Raw genomic sequence first — 24,325 nt, forward strand, 5'->3', positions numbered from 1 at the left:
TTGTCTGCCGGCCAAGGTATCGCAAGGTCATGGAATTGCCATGACGAAGATCAAAAACTCCGAGGATGCGGAAGGGTTTCGATCGAGAGGCGGGCAGCGCGCTCGAACAGGTCCAGGATCACGGGCTCGCGCTCGCGGGTGCGGATCGCGGCTTCGAAATGAACGTGATGCGCAGGGCGGGGCAGGACTTCGACAAGCGTGCCGCGCTCCAGTTCGTCGCGCACCATGGTCTCCGGCAGCACGGCCGCGCCCCGGCCCCGCGCGACGATCTCGATCAGCATCCGCACGTTGTTGCAGGTGTGGAGCGCGCCGGGCGTGATCCCCTGCTCCTCCAGCGTGGACAGCGTGACGCCGTGAAGCGGGGAATGGTCCGGGAGCGACCAGACCGGGACGGCCGCCTCGAACTTGCCGGACGCCGCAGTGGCAGGACTGGCCGCCCAGACCAGTTCGACCGAACCGATCGGCGCGGTGCGCAGGCCGGGGCTGGCCACCGGCCCCGCCAGGAACACGATGTCCCGCGTGCCCGCCAGCAGTTGCTGCAGAAGCCGGGCGGTGAGGTCCAGCTCTATCTCCAGCGTCACGCCGGGGCGCTCGCGTTCGATCGCGCCGATGAAGTCCGGCAGGCAGCTTGCCGCCGCGATCTCGCCCGAGCCGATCCGCACGGTGCCGGTGGCGCCCGCGAAGTCGCTGGCATCGAGCAGGGCGCGTTCGAGGCCCTGCCGCAGCGGCTCGCAATCCTGCACGAGACGGCGGCCGCGCGCGGTCAGCACCATGCGGCGCCCGTCACGTTGGAACAGGGGTACGCCAAGCTGCTCCTCGATCTCGCGCACGCGGGCGGAAATGGCGGGCTGGGTGGTATTGAGTCTTTGTGCCGCACCTGCGAACGTGCCGAGCCGATCGATCCACATCAGCGTTTCAAGGTGAAAGAGGGCGATACGTTTCATAAGCGTGAATTATCGCTTCCGATAAAAAACAATCGCTATTCGTAATGGGAATGGCTGTCTAGGTTCGCTCCAAACGGGAGAATTTCATGAACAAGATCTATCCCAGCGCCGCGGCGGCGCTGGACGGACTGCTCAAGGACGGGCTGCTCATCGCCGCCGGGGGCTTCGGCCTTTGCGGCATCCCCGAGCGCCTGCTGGATGCCCTGCGTGATTCCGGTGTGAAGGACCTGACTTTCGCCTCCAACAACGCCGGGATCGACAACGAAGGCATCGGCAAGCTGCTGCGCACCCGGCAGGTGAAGAAGATGATCTCGTCCTACGTGGGCGAGAACAAGGAGTTCGAACGCCAGTTCCTCTCGGGCGAACTGGAAGTCGAATTCTGCCCGCAGGGCACGCTGGCCGAACGCATGCGCGCCGGCGGCGCCGGCATTCCCGGCTTCTACACCAAGACTGGCGTCGGCACGCAAGTGGCCGAGGGCAAGGAAGTGAAGGTCTTCCGGGGTGAGGAATATATCCTCGAGGAAGGCATCTTCGCCGACCTTTCGATCGTGAAGGCGTGGAAGGCGGATGAGACCGGCAACGTCGTGTTCCGCAAGACCGCGCGCAATTTCAACGTGCCTGCCGCCACGTGCGGCAAGGTCTGCGTGGTCGAGGTGGAGGAGATCGTCCCCACCGGCTCGCTCGACCCGGACGGCATTCACCTGCCCGGCGTCTTCGTCCAGCGCCTCGTGCTGGGCGCGCCTTACGACAAGAAGATCGAATTCATGACGACCCGCGAGAGGGAGACCGCCTGATGTCCCAAGACACTAAAGGCTGGAGCAGAGACGAAATGGCCGCCCGCGCGGCGAAGGAGCTTCAGGACGGGTTCTACGTGAACCTCGGCATCGGCATCCCGACCCTGGTGGCGAACCATGTGCCCACCGGCATGACCGTGACGCTGCAGTCGGAAAACGGAATGCTCGGCATCGGGCCGTTTCCCTATGCCGATGAAGTCGATCCCGACCTTATCAACGCGGGCAAGCAGACGGTGAGCGAACTGCCACAGTCGGCCTATTTCGACAGCGCCACCAGCTTCGGCATGATCCGCGGCGGCCATATCGATCTGGCTGTGCTGGGCGCGATGGAGATCGCCGAGAACGGCGACATCGCCAACTGGATGATCCCCGGCAAGATGATCAAGGGCATGGGCGGCGCGATGGATCTCGTGGCCGGCGTGAAGAAGATCATCGTCGTCATGGAGCACAACGCGAAGAACGGCGATCCCAAGTTCATCCCGGCTTGCACCCTGCCGCTGACCGGCAAGAACGTGGTCGACATGATCGTCACCGACCTTGCCGTGTTCCAGCGGGTGGACCACCAGAGCCCGTTCCGGCTGATCGAACTGGCACCGGGCGTGACGGCCGATGAAGTCGCCGCTAAGACCACGGCGCATTATGTGACTTGAGAGTCGCGGTGCCGCAAAATCCGCCCTCGGCGGATTTTCAAACAGAGGAGAGTTCCGGATGGCTTACACACTGATTACCGCCAATCGGAACTACTCCAGCTGGTCACTGCGGCCCTGGGTGCTGATGAAGGCGCTGGGGATCGATTTCACCGATCGGATCGAGCCCTTCACCGCCCCCGCCAATTACGAGGCCTTCCGCAGCTTCTCGCCTACCGGGCAGGTTCCGGCGCTGGTCGACGGCGAACGGACGGTGTGGGATTCGCTGGGCATCACCCTCTATCTGGCCGACCGCCACCCCGGCGTCTGGCCCGCCGACGATGCCGCGCGCGCCTTCGCGCAATGCGCGGTGGCCGAGATGCACGGCGGCTTCTCCGCCCTGCGCAACGACTGCACGATGAACGTCGGCGTGCGGGTCCGGCCCAAGGCGATGCGTCCGGAACTGGTGCGCGACGTTGCCCGCCTGCGCGAAATCTTCGGCGAGGGCCTGTCCCGTTTCGGTGGGCCATGGTTGGCGGGGGACAGCTTCACCGCGCTAGATGCGTTCTTCGCGCCGGTCGCCTTCCGCATCCGCACTTATGGCCTTGATGTCGGCACCTGCCAGGTCTGGGTCGATGCCGTGCTCGAACATCCGGCGATGAAGCAGTGGGAAGCCGAAGCGCTGGGCGAGGCATGGCGCGAGGAAGGCCACGAAGCGGAACTCGCCGGTTGCGGCGAAGTCATCGCGGATTATCGGAACGGGGCCTGATCCCATGCGCGTCCTGCTGACCGGATCGTCCGGCTGGCTGGGCCGACACCTTGCGGCCCTGCTGGCCTCGCATGGCCACGAAGTCATCGGGCTCGACGTCGTGCCCGGTGCGCATACCCGAATCGTCGGCTCGGTGGCGGATCGCGCTCTCGTGTTCCAGACGATTGCGCATCATGCCATCGAGGCGGTGATTCACGCAGGCGCGCTGCACAAGCCCGATATCGTGCGCAATCCGCGGCAGGCCTTCATCGACACCAACGTCACCGGCACGCTCAACCTGCTGGAAGCGGCAGCGGGTGCGGGGCACAGGCGCTTCCTCTTCACTTCCACCACTTCGCTGATGGTCCGCGCCGACGTGCGCGCAGGGGCCGGCGCCGAGGGGGCCTGGTGGATGGACGAGGACTTCGGCCCGGTGGAACCGCGCAACGTCTATGGCGCCACGAAGCTGGCGGCCGAGAACCTGTGCCGCGTCGTCTCTCGCGATAGCGGCATGGCGGTGGCGATCCTGCGCACCGGGCGTTTCTTCCCGGAGGACGACGATACCCACGCGGTGCCTTCCGGGCCGAACCTCAAGGCGAACGAACTGCTGAACCGCCGTCTCACCGTGGAGGATGCGGCGCTCGCCCACCTCGCCGCGCTGGAGCGGATCGAGGGTTGCGAGACATTCGTGCTTTCCGCGCCGCCGCCGTTCGTGCGCGCCGATGCGGCGGAACTGGCCCGCGATGCCCGCGCCGTGATCGCGCGCTATTACCCCGATGCGGCGGAGCTATACGCCCGGCGCGGCTGGGTGCTGCCGGAGCGGATCGAGCGGGTCTACGATCCCGCCAAGGCCCGGCGCCTGATCGGCTGGCGGGCCGGGACGGACTTTGCAGCGGTGCTGGAAGCTCTGCGCTCCGGCGATCCCTTGCCCTATGTGCATGATCCCGAATGGATATCCCCGGTGCTCGGACAGGAAGGATAAGCGCGGCCGTCTTGCGGCGGTCATGGCGATACCCCATGTTCCCAGCCTGAATCCGAACAGGAGAGACTTCCCTATGGCCGCCGATATCACCGCAATCCCGCTGACCCGCATCGACGGCAGCGCCGACAGTCTCGCCAATCACGAGGGCAAGGTGCTGCTCGTGGTCAACGTCGCCTCGAAGTGCGGGTTGACCCCGCAGTACGAAGGCCTCGAAAAGCTCTACTCGGATTACAAGGCGCAGGGTCTCGAAGTGCTCGGCTTCCCTGCCAACGATTTCGGTGCGCAGGAACCCGGCACGGACGAGGAGATCGTCGAATTCTGCCAGCTCAACTACGGCGTCTCGTTCCCGCTCTTCACCAAGGCCGACGTTACCGGCGAAGCCAAGCAGCCGCTCTATGCCGCGCTGACCGAGGCGGTTCCCACCAAGCAGGGCGATGTCGAAGGCATGAAGGAGCGCTTCAAGGGCTACGGAATGACTCCGAACGACGATCCCGAAGTGCTGTGGAACTTCGAGAAGTTCCTGATCTCGCGCGATGGCGAAGTCGTCGGCCGCTTTGCGCCGGGCACCGCGCCGCAGGACCCGCTGCTGGTCGATGCGATCGAGGCTGAACTGAACAGGTAAGGCGATACGGGGCGAGCCCGTCCGGCGCCATGGCCGCGGCGCCGGGCGGGCTCGCCCGTTTTTTCCGGCAGAGGTACCGGCGGCGGCGTTACATCCCGCGGCGTTACATTCCGATGCCGAGCGCGCGTCCGATGAAGATCAGCACGATCGCGCCGATCACCGAGGCGAGGCAGCCGGCGCGCTGGAAGTCGGCGCTGCCGCGCGTGGTCACGAGACCGGCGACGAGCGAGCCGCCGATGCCCAGCAGGATCGTGGCGAGCCAGGTCATCGGCACCGCGCCGGGATAGAAGTAACGCGCCAGCACGCCGATGATGAGCCCGCTGATGATGGCGCCGATGATGTTGAACATGGGTAGCTGATTCCTCGAAAAATGACGCTGCGACCTTGCGGTTCGTAGAAATCGCGAATCGCGCGGCGGTTGCAACGGCCGGTCGGCGAAGCGCGCATATGCTCCGTCCGGCGCCGGATGGACGTATCCACTTCTCCAAAGATATGGGGACAGGCGGGGCAAGTGTCTCGACACAGGTTGAATCACGAGATTCCGGCGACTCGTTTCGTCGCAAGCGGGATTCGTTTCGCCGCCGTTTTATGTGGAAAAATTTTTAGCGAAGACCTCGAAATAGGCTCTTGCGCCGGAGCCCGGTGAAGGAGTTCCCACGCGTCGCGCCATGGCCTGCGCTGTAAAGGGGCGCGGCTTTGCCGCCTTGCGGGAGAGAGTCACCCTCTTGCGTCAAAATCCAGAACAGGCACTATGGGTTGTGGCGCGTCGATGGCGGGGCATCTAGACCTAGACAAATCGTTCCAGGGCAGTCAGGTGCCTCGAAGGACGGTTTTGCTGTGTTCGAGACCCCCGTGATACTGCAAGGTGAATACCGCAAGGTGGCACCGCGCGCCGGGTCGGTCAGGGGATTATCGTTCTCTATCGTACCGGTGGTGGTATGTCGGTGGGCTCTTCGCCCTGACGAATCGCCCCGGTCCGAACCGACCCCGGTGCAATGCTGGACGCGCTTTTTGGCGCTTCGATGACGCTGGTACGAGCAAACGGGGGGCGACAATTGGATTTCAGAAACAACGCTGACTTAGACAGCTCCGACGTGATGCAGGAAGATATGATTCAGGATGACGGGCAGGTTGAAATGCCCGGTTTCGAGACTTCGCCCCAGGTTGCCAAGGTAGCGGCCCCCAAGCCCGAAGCGGCTCCCAGGCCCGCCAGGAAACCGGCGGCGAAAAAGGAAAAGGAGGCGGGCGAGAGCCCGGCAATCGCGATGGACAAGACCGATACCGCTACGGCCGCTCTTGTGGCCGAAGCCTTGCTCGCGGCCGTTGCCGCGCCTGCTGAAGCACCCGCTGAGAAGAGCCGCAAGCCCGTCGATTCGAAATCGATCAACGCACGTCGTTTCACCATCGTCACCGACGATGCGCGTGACGCGCTGCTGACCGACTTCGGCAAGGAAACGCTCGACGACCGCTACCTGCTCCCCGGCGAGAAGTATCAGGACCTCTTCGCCCGCGTGGCCGATGCCTACTCGGACGATCAGGACCACGCGCAGCGCATCTACGACTACATCTCGAAGCTGTGGTTCATGCCGGCCACCCCCGTCCTCTCGAACGGCGGTACGGGCCGGGGCCTGCCCATCTCGTGCTACCTCAACTCGGTGGATGACAGCCTCGAAGGCATTCTGGCCACGTGGACCGAAAACGTCTGGCTCGCTTCGCGCGGCGGCGGCATCGGCACCTACTGGGGCAACGTGCGCGGCATCGGCGAGCCGGTCGGCCTCAACGGCAAGACCAGCGGCATCATTCCCTTCGTGCGCGTGATGGATTCGCTGACCCTGGCGATCTCGCAGGGCTCGCTGCGTCGTGGCTCGGCCGCCTGCTACCTCGACGTCTCGCACCCCGAGATCGAGGAGTTCCTCGAAATCCGCAAGACTTCGGGCGACTTCAACCGCAAGGCGCTCAACCTGCACCACGGCGTGCTGCTGACCGACGAGTTCATGGAAGCCGTGCGCGACGGCAAGGACTTCGACCTCAAGAGCCCCAAGGACGGCTCGGTGCGGGGCACCGTCCACGCCCGCTCGCTGTTCCAGAAGCTGGTCGAGGTCCGCCTCGCCACCGGTGAGCCTTACCTCGTCTTCTCCGACACCGTGAACCGCATGATGCCCAAGCATCACCGCGATCTCGGCCTCAAGGTCTCGACCTCGAACCTGTGCTCGGAAATCACGCTGCCGACCGGCCGCGACCATCTCGGTAACGACCGCACGGCCGTGTGCTGCCTCTCCTCGCTCAACCTGGAAACCTGGGAAGAGTGGAAGGGCGAGAAGCGCTTCGTCGAAGACGTGCTGCGCTTCCTCGACAACGTCCTGCAGGACTATATCGACCGTGCGCCCGACGAGATGGCCCGCGCACGCTACTCCGCTGCGCGCGAACGTTCGGTCGGCATGGGCGTGATGGGCTTCCACTCGTACCTCCAGAAGCGCGGCATCGCCTTCGAGAGCGCGATGGCCAAGGCGCTGAACATGCAGATGTTCCAGCTCATCGCCGCCAAGGCGGACGAGGCATCGCTGCTGCTCGCCAACGAGCGTGGACCGTGCCCGGATGCCGCGGACATGGGCGTGATGCAGCGCTTCAGCTGCAAGATGGCGATCGCGCCCACCGCGTCGATCTCGATCATCTGCGGCGGTACTTCGGCCTGCATCGAGCCGATCCCGGCCAACATCTATACCCACAAGACGCTCTCGGGCTCGTTCGTTGTGAAGAACCCCTACCTCCAGAAGCTGCTGGCTTCGAAGAGCAAGGATTCCAACAACGTCTGGAACTCGATCCTCGAACGCGGCGGTTCGGTCCAGCACCTCGACTTCCTGACGCCGGACGAGAAGGCCGTCTACAAGACCAGCTTCGAGATCGACCAGCGCTGGCTGCTCGAATTCGCGGCGGATCGCACGCCCTACATCGACCAGGCCCAGTCGCTGAACCTGTTCATCCCTGCGGATGTCGACAAGTGGGACCTGATGATGCTGCACTTCCAGGCATGGGAAAAGGGCATCAAGTCGCTCTACTACCTGCGCTCGAAGTCGGTGCAGCGCGCGGGCTTCGCAGGCGGTGTAGAGGCGGACAACACGCCGGAAGCACCCAAGTTCGAGATCGGCGAGACAACCGATTACGACGAGTGCCTCGCCTGCCAGTAAGGCTGCGCATGACGTAGTTTTCAACGCCCCGGAAGCCTAGGCTTCCGGGGCGTTTCGTTTGGCGACATGTCCGGTGTTGGTGAGCATCGTCAGGAACTTAAGAGATGTTGGGAGGGCGGGCCTGAAGCGGATATCCTGCCGATCCGCTCTTCCCATCGCAAGGAGGGGCCGACTCGTCGCTCCGGGTTGAAGCTCGGGCAATTGCCGCACTAAGCGGATTGCGGCGCAGCAAACACGGAGAAACGCGAACCGATGCAAACACCGTCTCCGCAGGCAGCATCGCGCGTTTCCGGTCCGAAAGAGGGGTACAACCCCGCCATAGACAGCCTCAAGGGTGGGCTGATCCTGCTGGTGATCGTGGGCCACCTGTTCACGGCCAGCGTCAGCGGGAATGCCGTGAAATGGGGCATCTATTCCTTCCACATGCCCTTGTTCCTGGGGCTGGGAGGATACCTGCTGACCTCCGCCAGTCTCCAGCGGGAAACCTTCCGCTCGCTGATCTCCAAGTATGACACGCGCCTGCTTCTGCCCTGGTTCCTGGCTTCCGTGGCCTATGTCCTGCTGACGGGGCTGAAGACGGGCCTGAGCATGGCGATGCTGGGCGAGATGTTGCTCAAGCCGCCTTATCACACCTGGTATGTTCCGGTGTTCTTCGCCTTCGTGGTGCTCGCCTGGCTGCTTCGCCGCGTGAACCCGGCGATCTTCCTGGCGATCGCGCTGGTGCTGGGCGCTTTTGGCATGGTGGCATTCGGCCTGTCTCACCACGTCGGGCCGCTGGACCGATATTCCCTGCCGGACCAGCGCTACCTGACGATGATGCCGTTCTTCGCCTTCGGCTACTGGCTGAGACAGTCGGGCAGGCGCTTTTCCCCGCTGTGGGTGGCGATCCTGATCCTGGCGGGGTTTGCGGGCTTCCAGGCCTGTTACGCCCATCCCGCCGGCATGGCGGAGATCATCCCTTATGCGATCCTGAACTTAGCGCTCATTGCCGGCCTGCCGATCCTGCTGAGCACGCGAATCCCGGTGCCGCTGGCACATTCGATTGGATACGATTCGCTCTACTTCTACCTCTGGCACCCTTTCCTGATCGCGGGGGCCAAGGAGTTGATCTACAAGCGTGCGGGTGAGCTTCCGGGGGCAATCATCGCTTTCGTACTCACCCTGACGGTCATGTTCGCGGCCCGCGTGATCCTGCGCAAGTGGTCGTGGACGCGATTGCTGTCCGGCGCGCGCACTTCCCGCAAGGCAGTATAAGCGGGCCTGCCCGCCCGCGCCATCACAGCGACAGCCGTTACGCGGCGGCGTGGAAAGCTTGCTTATGGAGAAAGTGGTGCGCTTACGGGACTCTTATGTTGCGTGATTTTCCGCAATTTCCAGCCATTTTTTTCGAACGCATAATTAAGAATACCCCCATTTATACCCCCAAACGATCTGATGGTGTATCGGTTTGAAGAGGATTGCCGCCACAGTTCACATCTCGACCACTTCGACAGGGGGCGTCAGCAAAGCCGGCGGAAGCTGAGCGCGCTGCTCGTTCATGGAAGCTGGCTCATTCCCTAGAGGGTCGAATCCACATTCAACCAGAAAATCGTAGATCCCGGCGTATGCGGCTGGCTCTCGCGTTGCGTCTTCGTGCGAACCTTCAGGAACAAACACGACCATCCCTTGGCGGCCACGGGTAAGTAGGACGCGATAAGCATTAGCGACATAGGTCTTACGGGCTTCGTCGTTGACCGTCTGCCAGCGCGTGCCCTTGAACTGCAATGACTGCCATACTTCTCCGACGCGCCGATAATTGGCGTCCCAGCACACACATGTCCAATCCAGTTCCAGGCCCTGCACGTCGAATTCGGTTGCTGCGTCTTCTAGCGCGTCAGAAGATCGTACATCGTCGCCGGGAGCCAAGAACCATTTGGCGGGCTCAATCTTTGCCTTCACGAACACACCATGCGGCTTGAGGCGCGCAGCATTGGACGAAGCGAGCAAGCCCGTTCGCTCAGCGCCACGTCGTTTGGAGCGCAACCAACGCCGCGCCTGGTCTAAGTCGCGCGTGATGTAGAGTGGGAAATTGGTGAGTTCGCGTTTAACCTGACGAGCGGCTGGGGCATCGCCTGCAATCACATGACCCACAAAATCAGACAGGCGTTCCGCACGAAATGAGCGCAACGACGTAGCGAGATGCAGCGCCGGCGCTGATACCTCGTCAGCCAGCCGGCAATCGTGAGCCAAGCTCTCTGGGATATGCGCCTGCCAATGCGGGAAACTGCGCTGCAGCGCACGAAGCCATTCCTCGATGCCTGCTTCCCCAGTGTTGATCTCCTGGCCGCCGCCGACCAAGCAGATGATCGCGCACCAATCCTCGTGCCGGTCCATGACGGAGAGCAGGAACTCCGGCTCAGACATGGAAAAGCCGATCTGCCCTTTCTTCTGCTGCATGAACTTTGACGTCTGCTCGACGTCCCAAGCGCGTTGCGCTTCATCGAACACGGCGACCTTTTCCACCGGAGCATCACTCGAGGCGAGCGCATCATCGCGAAAATGATGGATGTTTTGAATGAACGCCGCCGCGCCGCGATCTTCCTGGACCTTGGATGTTTTAACGCCCGCCTCACGTGCCCTTGCCACTGCATCAAGTGACAGCGCTTCACGCAAGACGTCCACCAAAGGGCCATTTCCCGAGAGGAAAACGGCGTGCTCGTCGCTGTGGGCGCGCTGCCGAGCCGTAGCCAAATTAAGGCCGGCTAGCGTCTTGCCGGAGCCAGGCACGCCGGTAACGAAGCAAATGATTTTGCGGCGGTCGCGCTTGGCCACCTCGATCGCATTGGCGACATAATTGGCCGTGTGGGTAAGGTTTTCTGCCCCAGCTTCAGAGCGCGATATTTCCTCAACCGCATGGCCGCGATAGAGCGCCTGCGCCGCCTCCACGATGGTGGGCGTCGGCCGATAGCGCCCTGCCTCCCAGGTCAACGCGTCATTGTCGGGGCCACCATATACTCTGCACATATGATGGATGGCAGGAAGCAGCCCTTCAGGGTTCACGCCCAGCGGCCGAGCCAGTCCGTCATCGTCCCATTGAACGGGGAGATCATGATTGCCCGGCGCGTGGGTGGCAATCAATATGGGAACAATGGTCCGTGAGTGGCTGGTCTCGTGAAAGTGTTTGAGATCGAGCCCATACCCATAGACTTGGTCAAGGCTGGAGCGGTCATATTGGCGCGCGCCGAGTTTGTATTCGATGACAAAGACAATGCCATCAACCAAGAGGATCAAGTCCGCCCGCCGGCCCATCCGCGGAATCAGGAATTCCATGAAGGCATGGGCCCTAGGCAGTTCTTGCGCCATTTTGCGCAGGTGCTGAATTTGGTATTCCCAAGCTGCCCGCTGCGTTGGCTCCAATGCGAAAGGCAACCGAGCGGCCAGCCGTCCGAAAAGATCGGCATCACTGAAAGTTGCAATAGTTGCGACAGGCAAGGACAGATACGCGCGGTTCATTGCCCACCCTTGGCGCTGGAAGTAATGCACCGCAAGGGAACGCTAGGGCTTTCGCATCATATCGATGCAGCAAATATTTCGGTGCGCAGCGAGATCGCCGTGCACTGACTTACGAGCGGCACGTATCAACGTGATTGACGTTTTGGGCGTCGTCCGATCACAATGGGGCCAGAAATGACGATGTAGCGCGCCTCAAACAGTGTTCCCGGAAACTCCGAAACGGAGCACCCTGATATTCCAGGGCCTAAAGAAGGAGGTGGTTCGAGACGCTGCCATCGTACCGCCGTCCCAGACGAAGCTGGGCAATCTCAGGACAGGCCTCGAACCGTCGCAAAGCTATTATGAGCGTCAACGTTGGAGTGACGCATGGGCTTCGCAGAATAACGCGAGCCTTTACGTTCGGTTACGTCTTACGACATCAACCAGCCGAAGCCAGATTGACCGGCCCCCACCGAGTGGTCCGGGTTGTTTGTTAGTGTAAGATTGCCTCCGGCGCCATGGCTGGCCGTAGGTGCAGCGTAGCGGAACCGGAGGGCAGCCATGGCGCCGTCGCCGTCTCCGGGGCCGGCGGTCGATACCCCAGCGAACTATGAGGCCTGACGGTGTTGTAGTGCCGCCGCCAGGCCTCGATCAGGATCTTCGCCTCGGCCAAGGTGTAGAAGATCTCCCCGTTCAAGAGCTCATCACGCATCGAGCCGTTGAAGGACTCACAGTAGCCATTTTCCCATGGGCTGCCGGGTGTAATGTAGAGCGTTTTCACGCCGATCTTCGCCAGCCATTGCTGCACGGCATTGGCGATAAATTCAGGGCCATTGTCTGACCGTATGTGCGCCGGCGGCCCCCGTGTGACGAACAACTCGGCGAGAGTCGCCAGCACGTCCTCGCTGCGCAGCCGTCGCGCGATGGGTAAGGCGAGGCACTCGCGGCTGGCCTCGTCGATGATCGACAGGATGCGGAACTTGCGGCCATCATGTGTGCGTCCCTCGACGAAGTCGTAAGACCACACATGGCCCGGATATTCCGGTCGCAGGCGGATACATGATCCGTCGTTGAGCCAGAGCCTTCCACGCTTCGGTTGCTTCTGCGGCACCTTGAGCCCTTCACGGCGCCAGATGCGCTCCACCCGTTTGCGGTTCACATGCCAACCGGCATCGCGCAGCAAGGCCGTCACCCGGCGATAGCCATAGCGGCCATACTGCCGGGCAAGCGCGATGATATCCTCGGTCAGGGCTGCTTCGTCATCCGCCCCACGCGGCGTTTTGCGCTGCGTCGATCGATGTTGCCCGAGCACGCGGCAGACCCGCCGCTCGGACACCGGCATCATGCCCCGGATATGATCGATACAGCGCCTGCGGCGCGCGGGGCTCAGAAGTTTCCCCGCGAGGCCTCCTGTAGGATCAACTTGTCCAGCGTCAGATCTGACACCGCCCGCCGCAACCGAGCGTTTTCCTTCTCAAGCTCTTTCATGCGCCGAGCCTGGTCCATCTTCAGGCCGCCATACTCCTTGCGCCAGCGGTAGTAGCTCTGCTCGGTGACGCCGATCCGGCGACACGCATCCGCCACCGTTCCGCCCTGCGCCAGCACGATCTCCGCTTCACGCAGCTTGCCGATGATCTCTTCCGGCTTGTGCTTCCTCGCCATTCAAGTCCTCCTTCGTGGCCAAATCTAAAACAGATTTTGGGCCACTCAGAAGGGGGCAGATCAATGGCGTTCGCCAGCTCCTCTATCGCCGCCGGATCGATGCCTGCAAGATCGACCAAAAGGCTCCGCGCAAGATCAAGAGCGCGACGATCGCCAGCGCGCTCGTTCTGACCCATCTCGTCGATTAGTGGTCGAAGAACGCTGAATATGCCCGCCGCGTTGGCGCTTACCGAGGACGCGTCACCTCCCACCATTCCTGCGAGCGAGGAAACCCTATCGAGCAGCGATGGCCGGATCCGTCTTCCACCCGCGGGATTGCCGGAAACGATCCAGCTGAATGGAACGCTGTCAGGCAGTGCCACGTCCGAATGAATCCTGAAGGTCGCGGGCAGCAGCGTGGTGAAATGCGACGCTGTTTCGCTATCGAGTTCATGCGCCTGCCAGCCGTCGGGTAGCGGCGTCCAGACGGTGAGGAGATCGGGACCCTCGCGGAACATCATGAACGTGGTGGCGGCCGGACCGGAAAGGCCCAGGACGTTGCGGATGCCCTCCCATTCATCAGGGGTAACGCCGGACCAGGCGACGCCGAGATGCGGAAAGCAGGCTTCCTCTTCTGTCACGCCGAAGAACTTACTGTAGCGACAGAGGTCTCGACGGACAAAACCCTCTCCAGAGATCGCTTTTTCAATGGCGCTCAATAGGTGACTTTTGCCAGACTCGTTCGCGCCGACAACAGTGGTGAGGCGCTCGTCGATCCTAACTTCCACGTAGGGAAACCACTGCCCCCTGAAAATTTCCCATTCACCCCGAGGCTTCCCATCCGGTCGCGCCTTACGGATGCGGTCGTAGTTGAACGATTTGTAGAATCGCGCGAACACCGTCGACAGTCGCATCAAACACTCTCCAGAAGCGAGACCTGCATAGTTGGCGGACATCTGCATAATTTGGCACTAAACATTTAAACCGACTGTCAGTCATCGAAGTCAAGATCGGCTGCCTGATCTCCAACCCAGAATGACAAAGAATGGCCGACAGCTACCCAGAAAGCGGACCTTCTGCACTTGAGGACTGAAAATTAGCTGCTGAGAGTCCGATACGGGTCGCTATTTACAAAGGGTCGGCATTTCACCCAAGGCTCGGAAGCGTCGACCTCCGCCCGCGGAATAAAAGCCAGCCGGCCATAACCCCACATTTTTACGGTTCCACATTCATTTAATGACCGTCCAGGCGCACGTCGATGGCGTGGCACGGTCGGGGATCGGTGCACGAATTTTAAGCATTGTTACAATTCGCAAGAAACCGGCCGAGATTTTCAATCAAGTATATGAAAAAACTAACTTTTCATTTTTTTGCACTGATCAAAAATGTGAACAAGAATAACGCGTCAACGTGCGCTTCTTGGTGGTCATATTGGCAGAAATGCGAAGTGAAGATTCTCCAATTTTCTCAGGCTCCTCACGTCATCCAAGGTGGGGATGAACATTCCAGCCGACTGAGGCAGCGTGGAGTAAAAATGCCCTATCTGGCGACTTTATCCCGAAATGGTACGACCTCGGCTCCAGTACGGAGGACATCCAGATAGTCACTCCACCATTGGGCCATTTGAACTCGCTCATCCCAGTGCTGGCCGCGCGCATAAGTACCACGAACTGCATTGCTATGGCCGTGGGCAAGCGCCCTTTCGATCGCGTCCATATGCCACTTGCCGCTCTCGTTCAAAAGGGTGGACGCCGTAGATCGGAGACCGTGTGTTGTCACTTCGTCGGCTGACCAGCCCATGCGCCGGAATGCCTGGTTCAACGTATTCTCACTGAAAGGCTTCAAATGAGAGCGCTGCCCTGGAAACATGAGATCAAAATTGCCTGTTGTCCGGCGTAATTCCGTAAACAAGGCCAGGGATTGCCGTGAGAGCGGCACACTATGTGGACGACGCAACTTGGTGCGTACGGCTGGCACATGCCAGACAGCATTGTCCCAGTCGATTTCCTCCCAGCGCCCCTTTCGCAGTTCGCTTGGCCTCGTGAATGTGTGAGGAGCCAAAAGCATTGCGATCTTTACAGTGATTGAGCCGCCATATGCGTCAAGATCCCTGAGGAACTCTCCGAGCTTTGCTGGTTCTAAAATGGCCGCGCGGGGCGTCACGATGGGCGCGGCAAGTGCACCTCCTAAAAGGGCGGCTGGATCAGATCGGCACAATGTATGGGCAACACCATGGCGGAAAATTCGGCTGGCCAACGCACGAGTTCGGCGTGCCGTTTCGCGGTGGCCTTTTCTTTCTAGTAGCTTCAGCACTGCAAGCAGCTCAGCCGGCTCAATTTCTGAAATCGGACGGTTACCAAGAGCCGGAGTGAGGTGGGACAGATACCACCGCGCCTTGTCAATTGTGGCCTCGGCCTTGTTTTCGGCGACCAATTTTACTGCAATGAAATCTTCGGCCACCGATTGAAAGGTGTTTCCCGAACTGATCTTGGCAGCAATCTTAGCCATTTTGTGCTCATGGGCAGGATCTGTGCCTGTCGCCAATTTAGCCTTTGCGTCATCACGCGCTTTTCGCGCGTCAGCCAAGCCAATTCTCGGATAATCGCCGAGCGAGAGTAGTTTTTCCTTTCCTGCTATCCGAAACTTGAGGCGCCACAGCTTTCCGCCTGCCGGGCTGACAAACAGAAACAGCCCGCCACTGTCTGCCAACTTGTAGGCTTTTTCGCGCGGCTTGGCATTTCGGACAGTCACATCGGTAAGCGCCATTCGAATCCCCCGATTCATGGTTCTGGGGGTATCCATTGAGAGGCCTGAACGAAATACCCCCAATGATACCCCATGTTGGGGGTATCTGTCAGCGAACGCGCGCGAACGCAGGCAGACACTGCTTACTAGATATCGTTGATTTTCTGGGGGTTCAAGGGACGTTGGCGAACGTCTGTGAACAGAGAAATGGTGCCGCTTACGTGACTCGAACACGTGACCCCATCATTACGAATGATGTGCTCTACCAACTGAGCTAAAGCGGCATGCCTTGGTTGGGCCGGGTGCAATCCGGCGCCGGGGCAGGGGGCGCCTTTACCGGGGAGTGGGGGCGCGTGCAAGGGGCTTTCTTATCGATCGTGCGATCTCCGGCTTTCTGCTCGCAAATCCCTATATTCCATAGCGCAGTTTGATGGCGCGGTAGCGCTGGCGGAGCAGTTCGGCGCGTTGGTCGGGCGAGGTGCGGGCGGTTCCCGGCGGGAGGTGATCGGCCAGTTCGATGGCCTTGACCAGGCGGGTGCGGAACGTGGCGGGCTGCTGGCTCATCAGGTTGCGGTATGTGAGGTTTCCGTCCGAAAAGCCCTGCGTGTCCAGCCAGTTATGGAGGCCGGGGTCTTCGTGGGAGAGAATCAGGCGGACGATGCCGTCGCCGTCCACTTTCGTGCGCGCGGGCGTGTAGCTGACGGGGCGGTGGAGGAAGTCCATCGATCCCATCAGCGCGCCGCCCATGCCGAACAGCCAGAAGCCGGGATGCCAGTCCATCTCCACGATCAGCGCCTCGTCCGGTTCGAGGCGCCAGACCATGTGCGCGGCCATGCGGCCGCGTTTGGCGTCGCTGGTGTCGTTGGCGGCCTTGTCTGCCGGGAACATGTTGAGGCTGGCAGGATCGCATACCCCGCGCGAGGTGCGCCAGGCGTGTTCGGGCCAGTCGCGCATCAGGCCGGTGACGAAATCTCCGGCCCAGTTCATCGCCTCGCCCATCTGTGCGGGCAAGGGCAGGGGGCGGGGCGTGGCCATGCCGGTCCGCTCGATGGTGAGGGTGGTGGGGGTTTCGCCCCAGGCGTCGAAGGCCTCGCGGATGAACAGCTTGCGCGAGCCGGGCGTGGTGGGGAGCCAGTTCCTGTCCCGTGGCGGCCCGCCGATGGTCACTGCGAAGGTGCCGTCCGCCCCGGTTTCGATCTGGTGGCCGAACAAGTTGGCTTCCGGGATGTCGCCGAAGGGTTCGTGCAGGCTGGGCCAGTCGGTGCCGGGGATCGTGTCGGGGCGCGGGCCTTGCACCGTGATGTTGAGCCAGCGCGCCGTGCCGCGACGGCCCGAGAGGCGGTAGACGTGCTCCCCGGAAATCCACGCCTGGCGATAAGTGAAGTCCGCCAGGTCGCCGCCCAGCTTCATCGTCGGCGTGGTGAAGGGGTGGATCTGCGGAAAGGCCGGGTCGCGGGTTTCCAGCGCGAGGTCGAAGGCCTGTCCGAGGTTCTGCGTGAGGAAGCGGAAGGCGTCCGCGCGCTGAAGCGGGTTGGCCGGGTTCGCGTCCTTGAAGGCGGATTGTCCGGCACGTTTCAACTGCTCGCAGAAGCTGTCCCACGCGGCCTTGAGCGCGGGATCGTCGATTGCGTCGCCAAAGGCCATCGTCAGGCTCCCAGTCGGGTGAGGAGGTCGGAAAGGTTTCGTGCCGCGCGTGTGCAGGCTTTTGCCGCGCCTTCGGCCTCTATGCGGGGGCCGAGCAGTTCGAGGTCGAACAGGCCGGTGTAGCCGAGTTCCAGCACGTCGCGCAGGATCGCCTCCAGCGGTACCGCGCCATCGCCCGGCACCGCGCGGCAGGGGGTGGTACGGTCGCCGGGGACATGGTCGCTCACTTGCACGAGGCCGGTGAGGGGCAGGGCCTCGGCCAGCTTTTCGCGCAGCATGGCCTCGCTCCAGCAGGCGTGGAGATCGACGCAGAGGCCGATCCCGGCGGCCTGCGCAAGATGCCGGGCATCGGGCAGGGTATGGGCGATGTGGATGTCCACCGTGAGCGGGGAGGCGTTTTCCACCAGCAGGGAGACGCCGCTGGCGGCGGCGTGTTCGCGGCAGGGCGCCAGCAGGGCGGCGAAGCGCTGCGCCGCCTGTTCCCATGACAGCGCGCCGCGCCCGCCGGTGATGAGATAGATCGACGGCGCGCGGAGCTGCGCCGCAAGGTCGATCACGCGCATCAGTGCGGGCGTGGCCATCCCTGAATCGCGTTCGAGATCGGGGTGGAGCGCGAAGGGATGGTTGATGCAGCTCACCGTCACCCTGCCGCGCTGCACTGCTTCGTGCGCAGCATGGATGTCTTCCGGCTGAAGCAGGCGCGGGGAAACCAGCGTCGCATGCTGCACGCCGATGGTGCAGCAGAAGTCGATGAACCCGGCGGTCGAGCGATCGACCATGGCGACCTGGTGCAGGCTGACGCGGGGGTGCATCAATGGCGCCTTTCGATCTCGACGCCGAAGCGCTCCCGGAAGGGGGCGAACTCTTCGTTCAGGGCTTCAAGGTCGTATCCGGCATCGACCAGCACCTGGGTGGAGTAATGGAACTTGCCGTGGCGGTCGCCCTTGTTTTCCGCCAGATAGCGCCGCATCGCGCCTTCCGCTTCGGGCGTGAAGGCACGGCCGGCAAAGGCGTAGTAATCGCGGATCACGCTGACGGGATCGGCCACGAAATCGCGGTAGCGCACATGGTGGATGCGCGGATCGCTTGCCAGCGGATGGGCCATCGTATTGCCGATCGACCAGCGCACGCGCTCCAGATGGGCGCGGGCTTCCTTCACCAGATCGATCTTGCCGACCACGCCGTCCATGATGTCCGCCATCATCATCGTCGAACTGGCGGCCACCATCACCGGATCGCGGTGGAGCCAGACCAGCGAGGCATCCGGATAGGCATCGAAGAAGGCATCGAGCCGGGTGGTGTGGAACCCCTTGAGCACCCAGTGGCGTGCCGGGCGCCGGTATTGCAGCGCCTGCAGCATGGCCTTGTGGATGCGGTACTGAGCGGGCGGATCGGTGGGCAGGCCGAAGGAGAGGTTCTGCATCGGCACGCGCCACCAAGCCGTGGGCGTCATCACCCGGAAATCGAAGGCCCAGGTCCGCTCGTCTTCGGGCAGGCCTTCGCCCAGCATGTCGTTATAGGGGTGGCAGTGCAGCCAGCGCGGCATCTTCGCGTTGATCTCGCGCCATTCGGCGTCGGCGGCCGCGATGCGGGGATCGGTGCCATCGACCGTCCCCGGCGGCGGCGAGGGGTGCATGACCTCCCAGAACCGCAGCGCCCGTGCCGCGGGATCGACGGCGAGGAGGGCGTGCATCAGTGTCGTGCCGGAGCGCGGTTCGCCGCTGACGAACATCGGGCGGTCGATCGCTTCCTCGGCGAGCGGGAAGCGCTGGCGGTCCTCGAAGAAGCGCAGGCGGTCGGTCAGCAGCCAGAGCACGTTCTCCGCCGCCGCCGCGCGGCCCGCAGCGTCCATGGCGATGGTATTGATATGTTCCACGGCGAGGGCGAAGCGCTGGGGAAAACCGTGGTCGGCCCAGTCCGAAAGGCCGGTGCGTTGCTGCGCTTCAAGCAGCAATTTCTGCGCGTCGAGTTCGGCCATCTCAACCCTCCACCAGCTTCGCGATTTCGTCTTCGGTTTCCCGGACCTTGGCGGCGCTGGTGGCGGAGAATTTCATGCCGCCCATCGCCCCGTATTCCATCAGCTTGTAGACGCGCATCCCGGCATCGGCGAAGCCCTTGATCTTGAGCGCCACTTCCTTCGGCGTGCCGGTGGGCAGCACGTCGCGGATGGCCTGGGGGTCCATCTCGTTGCAGAACCTCACCATCTTGTCGCGGCTGAGGCGCACGGGATCGAAGTCCATGATGCCGCGCCAGTCGGGGCCCATGGGATGGTCGTAGCCGAACTGCGCAAGGTCTTTCGCGGTCATCATCAGGATGATCGACTTCACCATCGGCGCGCGCAGCATCTCGTCGATCTCTTCGGGTTCGCCGATCAGGCACATCTGCGTGATGGCGGGGGTGAAGTGGCTCATGTCGCGCCCGGCGGCATCGCCCGCGTCAAGGATGACCTTGAGCTTGGCGGCATAGTCTTCCGGCGTCCACGAACCCGCGGGCCACCAGCCGTCCGCCTCGCGCCCGGTGATGGACAGCATCCTCGGCCCTGCCGCGCCCAGCCAGATCGGCGGCGCCTTGCCCTCGTAGAACTCGGTGTCCAGCCGGGCGTGGTGGAGGTGGAAGAACTGTCCTTCGAAATCGACCGGGCCGTCCGAATGCCACAGCAGCTTGATGACCTTGATCGCCTCTTCCAGCCGCCCCACCGGCTTGTCGAAATCGAAGCCGTAGGGAACCGTGTTTTCCAGCTCGCCCGATCCCAGGCCGAGGATGAAGCGGCCTTTCGACAAGTGGCTGATCGTCAGCGCGGTCTGCGCCAGCAGCGAGGGGTGGCGGCGCACGGTGTCGACCACCGTGGTCGCCAGCGGCGTGTTCTGCGTCAGCACCGCCGTTGCCGCCGCCACGGCCAGACCGTCGAGATGGCGGTGCGGGCTGGGGGAGGCCTTGGCGAGGTCGGTGAATTCCGGCGTCCAGATCGAATCGGGCCAGAAGCTCACCATGTGATCGGGCAGCCAGATCGAGTGGTAGCGCCCCGAATCGTAGTCCTGCGCCATCTGGATGCCGAGCGGCAGGGTGGTTCGCAGGAAGGCTGCGGGCTGCACTTTCATGGCCACGGGCATGGGTTCATCCTCTCAGGCAGCGTCCTTTCCGTACCGCCAGGGTGATGGTTCGGCGCCGCTCGTTGTTTCCGGGCACCGTTGTGAGGTAGCCCCCGGCCAAGGCAAATTCCCATTTGGGGATCACGAAAATGCTGCAAGGAGAGGACGCGGCGCTGCTGGTGCCGCTGATCGAGGGACTGGTGGAAGACCCGCCCTGGCGGCGCTTCCTCGATGCCCTGCGCACGCGGGTTGCGGCGGACTATGCCAGCCTCGTGTTCCGGCCCCTGCCGCAGGGCACGCCGGAGGCGCGGGTGATCCACCTCTATTCCGGCCAGCCTTCGCCGCCGCCGATCTCGCGGCTCTACCGCGAAAGCCTCTATCTTCGCGATCCCATGCCCTATCACGCAATGCAGGAGGGGCGGACTTACGCCCTGAACGAACTGCTGTGCTACGGCGACCCCGGCCACGATGCCTATCTCGACCAGCTGCTCGTTCCTTCGGGCATGAACCATATGCGGATGATCCGTTTCGCCGAACCGGGCGGGGTCAACGGCTGGATCACGATCACCCGGCGCTGCGGGGAGTTCGCCTCCGGGGTGGACCTGCTGCTCGAAGACCTCGCCCCGCACTTGCGCGCCGCGCTGGGCAGCTTCGTGGCGCTGGAGCGCGAACGCATGGGCGCGGAGATCGAGCGCGAGGCCGTGCGGCGGATGAACTTCGGCTGGGTCACGCTGGACGGGGAGGGCAAGGTGCTCGACGCTGACCGTCTCGGCGCGAAGATGCTGCAGGGGGCGGACGGGTTGACGCGCGGCCGGGACGGCCGGCTGGGCGCCCGCGATCCCCGCCTGCGGCGGCAGCTTGCCGAAGCGGTGGCCGAACTCGCGCAGGACCCGCAGGCTCGCCCCCGTGCACTGGTGCTCTGCCGCGAGCCATGGCTGGACCTGCTGCTCGTCCCTTCCGGTCGCCGCATGGGCACGACGCGGGCGGCGCCGGCGATCCTGTGCTATCTCCATGCCGATCACTGGTCCTCGGCCGACCGCTGCGGCCAGCTCGCGCAACTGTTCGACCTTACCGCCAGCGAAGCGCGGCTGGCGCTGGCCCTGAGCCGGGGACTGTCGATCGCCGAGGCGGGGCCGGAAGTGGGGCTGACGGTGGAATCCGCACGGACCTATTCAAAGCGCATCTACGCCAAGACCGGAGCGCGGGGGCAGGCGGATCTCGTCCGTTTCATCCATCGCAGCGTACTCGCGATTGCGTGAAGCAGGGGCGGAGGCTTCCGATGAAGCTGCCCTTCCGAAAGGCGCCCGTTTTCGCCATTCCGGGCGGGGAGCGCCGCGCTCGAAAGCCGTACGTTCGGTGCTCGCCGCTCGGGAAGAAATGCAGCCTGACCGGACACGCCCCATTGCAGACATTCTCCATTTGTTGCAGCCTTCCGCAATGCTCTCCGCGCTCTTAATCCTCGCTGCTGCTCCGGCTCATTCGTGTGACTTAGACAACATTACGTCTGCAAAGGCAGTTCACAACGCTCTTGCAAATCGAGCCGTTCAGCTTGTCGCCGCAGCACTGACGCCGACAAACGATAACGACGCTTCACAACTGTCACGCTTCGTCGATGACAACGCGCAATTTAGCCTTGGTGCAGGCGACGTTGGCAGACCTCTTGGAGCGGGTGCTGTCGGAGCAAAAGCATTAGCCTTAGCGATGAATGCAGATGGATTTAGGTTTTTCGGGTGGGATTACATGGACGGCCCGGCGGACGGATGCAGAGAGCAGACCGTGACAGTCGAGTTTACGAATGCGTCCGATCATTTGGTTTCACAAGTTCAGTTCAAGTTTGATCAGGGCCGTGTCCGCGAAGCGCAGGGATGGCAGCGCAGTTTCCAGAGTGGGGGATTGTAGCTAGCGCTTCCCGCCAAGAATGTCTGCTACCCACCCATGATTGCCTTTCCGGATCGCCGATCCCATTGTTGGTGGCGTAAAGCTGCCCGACCGTTTCCTGGCGGTGCAGATCCGCAGTGTAAGCGGCTATGAAGGGTGGGTTGGCGACAGTCAGCTTTTGCAGAATAAGGGTAGCAAGCAGACACAGTCAGAAGAGCACGATGGATAACAGCTTGCGCGATTTAGCGGTCCAACTTCGTAGTATGCAATCACCTGAAGCTGTCGATTGGCTGCTTACCCGTTATCCCTGTGAAAGTGAGAACTGGGGTGAAGCTTTGACGCTGATTGGCCATGCCTCTTTTTCAAAGGGAGATGCACGACGGCTTGCTGCGCATTATCTTCGCCGAGCCCCCTACGCATCTGATCGACCTTACCAAGTTTTCGCCAAATTGATTGGTTTCCGCAGTCTCCTCGGAATATTAGGCGAAGTGGTCCCTGCAAATCATCCTCGTCGTGATCTTCTTCTCTATCACTTAAAGCCGCTACTTGAGGCAGTGACGAGTGACAAAGATCGCGTTGCCGCGTCCGCTTTTGTTTCCGTCTCAGCACAGTAAGAAAGACCGCCATGGGGCGTGTCCGGAACGGCAGATTCCCGGTTAAATCCCTGAAAATCTGCCATTCCGCTTTGTCGGGTTCCTAGCCTGAGATAGATACGTCCCGTATCGTCGTTCCGACGGGCAGCCCTCGAACCCGCGCTAAGGTTTGGGCCGAGAGGGTCCAGTAAACGCTAAAGTCGATCAAGCTGAGGTTTGAAACATCATCTGTCCCGCCGAGATAGAGCGGCAGCTTGTAACCAATGCACTGATCGTAATTCGGGCGAGTGCCGCCTGCCTCTAACCACTGCTGGAAAAATGAATACGCCGCCGCTGCGTCAGGCTCGTTCGCTAGCTCGTCATCATGAAACACGGCCCGATTGACGGGTATCTCAAGTACTTCCCCTGTGCCCGGTTCGAGCATGAGAACCTGCGGAGCACCATCGACTATCCGCCGCTCGTCGGTCGCAAACTGGCGACCCAACCAGTCGGCTCCGAAGCATTCTATCCTGTCAGTGAAGTCGGGAAATGCTTCAATCGCGAGCGCAGTGAAGCGCGCAACGTCTTCTTGCCGATGAAGGCGGTACGCCCCGTCTAAATAACCCACGTCATTCGCCTCCAATTATCGACAAACTAGCGATAAGCCTAATGTCTGCAAAGTCGGCGTGTACGGTCAGGCTGCATTTCTTCGCGCGCGGCGAGAACCGGACAGGCCCCTATGGAACGCGACTCTCGGCGTCGGGAGGGGCCGAAATGGGTGGATTGCGGACATAGGCATAGCTGGCGTGCAAAGTCAGCAACGCGGCCAGATTTTGCCGCCCGTTTCGGACTCACGCGCGAGGCGCCGGTCATCTAACAACGACTGGCGGAGATGCATCAGGGCCCAAGGGAGGCGTGAAGTTCAGCGTCACCACTAGTCCAGCTTTTTGGAAATCATCGATGTAGGTGATCTCCGCCCTCGAGACATCGAAATAGGAAATGTGGGGTATGCTTCTCGCCCAGAAGTTTGTTCCAAACTCACCTACTAGTTCGAGCGTCGTGGGACGGCCGTAGGGTTGGCAGGATGGCAAGGGGGCCTGCCTGCCCGGCGGGTACTCAGCTTCGCTATGGCAAACAATCGAGTCGTTTTTGCCGGCGACGACGCCTTTGGTGGTGAAGTACAGCCGGCGTTTCGGCTCAAGCAATTGTGTATTCATGTCAGGATGAGCGGATGCAGAAATGTCGACTTTGGTGTTGGCAGGTAGCGCCAGCACGACGTACTGAGCATGCGCAGAACCATGCATAATGCTAAAAGATGCAAAAACAATTGCTATCAATCGTAGCATTTCAACCTCCGCGACATTTATTGTCAGAAAATATAATA

At 62.1% G+C, this 24,325-nt stretch carries 21 protein-coding genes and 1 tRNA gene; 10 read left to right on the forward strand and 12 right to left on the reverse strand.

The features are described from left to right. Window positions 1-50: 50 nt before the first annotated feature. The gene (locus ACLIMP_RS04490) at window positions 51-944 is read right to left on the reverse strand and encodes a LysR family transcriptional regulator (RefSeq protein ID WP_324697739.1); all 894 of its coding nucleotides are present in this window, start codon (window positions 942-944) and stop codon (window positions 51-53) included. A gap of 86 nt (window positions 945-1,030) precedes the next feature. On the opposite strand from ACLIMP_RS04490, the gene ACLIMP_RS04495 reads away from it, so the two are divergent. From ACLIMP_RS04495 to ACLIMP_RS04515, 5 genes are all read left to right on the forward strand, one after another. After that, window positions 1,031-1,738 (forward strand): CoA transferase subunit A, encoded by a 708-nt coding sequence (locus ACLIMP_RS04495; RefSeq protein WP_054434644.1) that lies wholly within the window; start codon window positions 1,031-1,033, stop codon window positions 1,736-1,738. Then, window positions 1,738-2,388: a CoA transferase subunit B gene (locus ACLIMP_RS04500; RefSeq protein WP_185998182.1), complete on the forward strand. Its 651-nt coding sequence runs from the start codon at window positions 1,738-1,740 to the stop codon at window positions 2,386-2,388. The genes ACLIMP_RS04495 and ACLIMP_RS04500 overlap by 1 nt, the downstream gene beginning before the upstream one ends. 58 nt (window positions 2,389-2,446) lie before the next feature. After that, on the forward strand, window positions 2,447-3,133 hold the full coding sequence (locus ACLIMP_RS04505) for a glutathione S-transferase family protein (RefSeq protein ID WP_324697743.1): 687 nt from the start codon (window positions 2,447-2,449) through the stop codon (window positions 3,131-3,133). 4 nt (window positions 3,134-3,137) lie between these two features. After that, on the forward strand, window positions 3,138-4,094 hold the full coding sequence (locus ACLIMP_RS04510; protein ID WP_324697744.1) for an NAD-dependent epimerase/dehydratase family protein: 957 nt from the start codon (window positions 3,138-3,140) through the stop codon (window positions 4,092-4,094). A 73-nt stretch (window positions 4,095-4,167) separates the two neighbouring features. Further along, entirely contained in the window at window positions 4,168-4,716 is a 549-nt protein-coding gene (locus tag ACLIMP_RS04515) for a glutathione peroxidase (protein ID WP_054434638.1), read from the forward strand. A 103-nt stretch (window positions 4,717-4,819) separates the two neighbouring features. Here ACLIMP_RS04515 and ACLIMP_RS04520 read toward each other — a convergent pair whose 3' ends face one another. Beyond that, complete coding sequence (locus tag ACLIMP_RS04520; RefSeq protein ID WP_054434636.1) at window positions 4,820-5,065, reverse strand: GlsB/YeaQ/YmgE family stress response membrane protein; 246 nt, start codon at window positions 5,063-5,065, stop codon at window positions 4,820-4,822. Window positions 5,066-5,981: 916 nt separating this feature from the next. Here ACLIMP_RS04520 and ACLIMP_RS04525 point away from each other — a divergent pair. Together ACLIMP_RS04525 and ACLIMP_RS04530 are read left to right on the forward strand one after the other, a co-directional pair. Next, window positions 5,982-7,901, forward strand: coding sequence for a ribonucleoside-diphosphate reductase subunit alpha (locus ACLIMP_RS04525; RefSeq protein WP_292636390.1), 1,920 nt, complete (start codon window positions 5,982-5,984; stop codon window positions 7,899-7,901). A 252-nt stretch (window positions 7,902-8,153) separates the two neighbouring features. Next, window positions 8,154-9,155 (forward strand): acyltransferase, encoded by a 1,002-nt coding sequence (locus ACLIMP_RS04530; RefSeq protein WP_324697747.1) that lies wholly within the window; start codon window positions 8,154-8,156, stop codon window positions 9,153-9,155. A gap of 216 nt (window positions 9,156-9,371) precedes the next feature. Here the strand turns inward: ACLIMP_RS04530 and ACLIMP_RS04535 are convergent, their stop codons facing one another. The 8 genes from ACLIMP_RS04535 to ACLIMP_RS04570 form a co-directional block, all read right to left on the reverse strand. Then, window positions 9,372-11,393 carry a DUF2075 domain-containing protein gene (locus ACLIMP_RS04535; protein WP_443478071.1) on the reverse strand — a complete coding sequence of 674 codons (2,022 nt, stop codon included), beginning with the start codon at window positions 11,391-11,393 and terminating at the stop codon, window positions 9,372-9,374. Window positions 11,394-11,865: 472 nt separating this feature from the next. Next, window positions 11,866-13,034, reverse strand: a protein-coding gene (locus ACLIMP_RS04540) for an IS3 family transposase (protein WP_443478072.1) whose coding sequence is annotated in 2 segments (ribosomal slippage) — window positions 11,866-12,773 and window positions 12,773-13,034 — 1,170 coding nt in all. Because the reading frame shifts where the segments join, the coding sequence is not laid out codon by codon here. Between the two features lie 1,518 nt (window positions 13,035-14,552). Next, window positions 14,553-15,779, reverse strand: coding sequence for a tyrosine-type recombinase/integrase (locus tag ACLIMP_RS04545; protein WP_443478073.1), 1,227 nt, complete (start codon window positions 15,777-15,779; stop codon window positions 14,553-14,555). A gap of 187 nt (window positions 15,780-15,966) precedes the next feature. Next, window positions 15,967-16,042, reverse strand: a tRNA-Thr gene (locus tag ACLIMP_RS04550). 124 nt (window positions 16,043-16,166) lie between these two features. Beyond that, on the reverse strand, window positions 16,167-17,402 hold the full coding sequence (locus tag ACLIMP_RS04555) for a hypothetical protein (protein ID WP_324697801.1): 1,236 nt from the start codon (window positions 17,400-17,402) through the stop codon (window positions 16,167-16,169). A 2-nt stretch (window positions 17,403-17,404) separates the two neighbouring features. After that, window positions 17,405-18,214, reverse strand: coding sequence for a sugar phosphate isomerase/epimerase family protein (locus tag ACLIMP_RS04560; RefSeq protein WP_324697803.1), 810 nt, complete (start codon window positions 18,212-18,214; stop codon window positions 17,405-17,407). Continuing rightward, entirely contained in the window at window positions 18,214-19,380 is a 1,167-nt protein-coding gene (locus ACLIMP_RS04565) for a sulfotransferase family protein (protein ID WP_324697805.1), read from the reverse strand. Before ACLIMP_RS04565 ends, ACLIMP_RS04560 begins: the two co-directional genes overlap by 1 nt. A gap of 1 nt (window position 19,381) precedes the next feature. Then, entirely contained in the window at window positions 19,382-20,512 is a 1,131-nt protein-coding gene (locus ACLIMP_RS04570; RefSeq protein WP_324697807.1) for an LLM class flavin-dependent oxidoreductase, read from the reverse strand. Window positions 20,513-20,640: 128 nt separating this feature from the next. Between ACLIMP_RS04570 and ACLIMP_RS04575 the strand changes: the two genes are divergently transcribed. The 3 genes from ACLIMP_RS04575 to ACLIMP_RS04585 all read left to right on the forward strand — a co-directional run bounded on the left by ACLIMP_RS04575 (window position 20,641) and on the right by ACLIMP_RS04585 (window position 22,983). Further along, a complete protein-coding gene (locus tag ACLIMP_RS04575; protein ID WP_324697809.1) occupies window positions 20,641-21,750 on the forward strand; it encodes a helix-turn-helix transcriptional regulator in 1,110 nt (369 codons plus the stop codon). Further along, entirely contained in the window at window positions 21,743-22,390 is a 648-nt protein-coding gene (locus ACLIMP_RS04580; protein ID WP_443478074.1) for a hypothetical protein, read from the forward strand. Before ACLIMP_RS04575 ends, ACLIMP_RS04580 begins: the two co-directional genes overlap by 8 nt. 200 nt (window positions 22,391-22,590) lie before the next feature. Next, window positions 22,591-22,983 carry a hypothetical protein gene (locus ACLIMP_RS04585; RefSeq protein WP_324697813.1) on the forward strand — a complete coding sequence of 131 codons (393 nt, stop codon included), beginning with the start codon at window positions 22,591-22,593 and terminating at the stop codon, window positions 22,981-22,983. 82 nt (window positions 22,984-23,065) lie between these two features. On the opposite strand, the gene ACLIMP_RS04590 is transcribed toward ACLIMP_RS04585, so the two are convergent. Then, a complete protein-coding gene (locus ACLIMP_RS04590) occupies window positions 23,066-23,569 on the reverse strand; it encodes a T6SS immunity protein Tdi1 domain-containing protein (RefSeq protein ID WP_443478075.1) in 504 nt (167 codons plus the stop codon). 241 nt (window positions 23,570-23,810) lie between these two features. Beyond that, window positions 23,811-24,287, reverse strand: a complete 477-nt coding sequence (locus ACLIMP_RS04595; RefSeq protein WP_324697817.1) for a hypothetical protein — start codon at window positions 24,285-24,287, stop codon at window positions 23,811-23,813. Window positions 24,288-24,325 lie beyond the last annotated feature (38 nt).

It is taken from the genome of Novosphingobium aeonii, assembly GCF_052279045.1.
Taxonomy (GTDB): Bacteria; Pseudomonadota; Alphaproteobacteria; order Sphingomonadales; family Sphingomonadaceae; genus Novosphingobium.

Coding starts and splice junctions, on each gene's coding strand:
- ACLIMP_RS04490 (WP_324697739.1), bottom strand. CDS start 944: ATGAAACGTATCGCCCTCTTTCACCTTGAAACGCTGATGTGGATCGAT.
- ACLIMP_RS04495 (WP_054434644.1), top strand. CDS start 1,031: ATGAACAAGATCTATCCCAGCGCCGCGGCGGCGCTGGACGGACTGCTC.
- ACLIMP_RS04500 (WP_185998182.1), top strand. CDS start 1,738: ATGTCCCAAGACACTAAAGGCTGGAGCAGAGACGAAATGGCCGCCCGC.
- ACLIMP_RS04505 (WP_324697743.1), top strand. CDS start 2,447: ATGGCTTACACACTGATTACCGCCAATCGGAACTACTCCAGCTGGTCA.
- ACLIMP_RS04510 (WP_324697744.1), top strand. CDS start 3,138: ATGCGCGTCCTGCTGACCGGATCGTCCGGCTGGCTGGGCCGACACCTT.
- ACLIMP_RS04515 (WP_054434638.1), top strand. CDS start 4,168: ATGGCCGCCGATATCACCGCAATCCCGCTGACCCGCATCGACGGCAGC.
- ACLIMP_RS04520 (WP_054434636.1), bottom strand. CDS start 5,065: ATGTTCAACATCATCGGCGCCATCATCAGCGGGCTCATCATCGGCGTG.
- ACLIMP_RS04525 (WP_292636390.1), top strand. CDS start 5,982: ATGGACAAGACCGATACCGCTACGGCCGCTCTTGTGGCCGAAGCCTTG.
- ACLIMP_RS04530 (WP_324697747.1), top strand. CDS start 8,154: ATGCAAACACCGTCTCCGCAGGCAGCATCGCGCGTTTCCGGTCCGAAA.
- ACLIMP_RS04535 (WP_443478071.1), bottom strand. CDS start 11,393: ATGAACCGCGCGTATCTGTCCTTGCCTGTCGCAACTATTGCAACTTTC.
- ACLIMP_RS04545 (WP_443478073.1), bottom strand. CDS start 15,779: ATGGCGCTTACCGATGTGACTGTCCGAAATGCCAAGCCGCGCGAAAAA.
- ACLIMP_RS04555 (WP_324697801.1), bottom strand. CDS start 17,402: ATGGCCTTTGGCGACGCAATCGACGATCCCGCGCTCAAGGCCGCGTGG.
- ACLIMP_RS04560 (WP_324697803.1), bottom strand. CDS start 18,214: ATGCACCCCCGCGTCAGCCTGCACCAGGTCGCCATGGTCGATCGCTCG.
- ACLIMP_RS04565 (WP_324697805.1), bottom strand. CDS start 19,380: ATGGCCGAACTCGACGCGCAGAAATTGCTGCTTGAAGCGCAGCAACGC.
- ACLIMP_RS04570 (WP_324697807.1), bottom strand. CDS start 20,512: ATGCCCGTGGCCATGAAAGTGCAGCCCGCAGCCTTCCTGCGAACCACC.
- ACLIMP_RS04575 (WP_324697809.1), top strand. CDS start 20,641: ATGCTGCAAGGAGAGGACGCGGCGCTGCTGGTGCCGCTGATCGAGGGA.
- ACLIMP_RS04585 (WP_324697813.1), top strand. CDS start 22,591: ATGGATAACAGCTTGCGCGATTTAGCGGTCCAACTTCGTAGTATGCAA.
- ACLIMP_RS04595 (WP_324697817.1), bottom strand. CDS start 24,287: ATGCTACGATTGATAGCAATTGTTTTTGCATCTTTTAGCATTATGCAT.